2 pseudogenes are annotated in these 604 nt (G+C 62.3%); both read left to right on the forward strand.

Annotation, left to right across the window (positions count from 1 at the left end):
* Positions 1–241 (forward strand): annotated as a pseudogene (locus tag AS93_RS19560) (transposase); the annotation flags it as partial.
* A gap of 60 nt (positions 242–301) precedes the next feature.
* Positions 302–604, forward strand: a pseudogene (locus tag AS93_RS0115750) (transposase); the annotation flags it as partial.

Below are 604 nucleotides of genomic sequence, written 5' to 3' on the forward strand. Positions count from 1 at the left end.
GACCGGGCGCGCCGACATGGCGCTGAACCTGATCAACAAGCTCTACGGCATCGAGCGCGACCTGAAGGAGGCGAGCGATGGCGAACGTCTGGCCGCCCGCCAGCAACGCAGCGCGCCGATCCACGACCAGCTCAAGGCCTGGCTGGACAAGACCCAGCCGCAGGTCGCCGGACAGACCGCCCTGGGCAAGGCGGTCAACTACCTGGCCAGCAACTGGAGCAGGCTGGTGCGCTACGTCGAAGGTGATCTTGCCCAGCTCCAGTGTACACCCCGTTAAGCGATACACTGCACGAGGTGAACCATGGCAAGACCCGCAAGCACGATGAAGCAAACTCGTACCCGCCACTCCCAAGCCTACAAGGATGAAGCCTTGGCGCTCGCTGAGCGAGTCGGCGTCAGCAGAGCCGCCGAGCAGCTTGGCCTTCATGCGTCCCAGCTTTATGGCTGGCGGAGCAAGCAGCAGCAATTACAGACCAGCAGTGAGCGTGAGCAATCTCTGGCCGACGAAAACGCCCGACTCAAGCGGCTTCTGGCCGAACAAGCCGAAGAGCTGGCCATCGTAAAAAAGGCCGCCGCGTACTTTGCCAAGAGCCTCAAGTGAAGT

The organism is Pseudomonas sp. RL (assembly GCF_000647775.1).
Taxonomy (GTDB): Bacteria; Pseudomonadota; Gammaproteobacteria; order Pseudomonadales; family Pseudomonadaceae; genus Serpens; species Serpens flexibilis.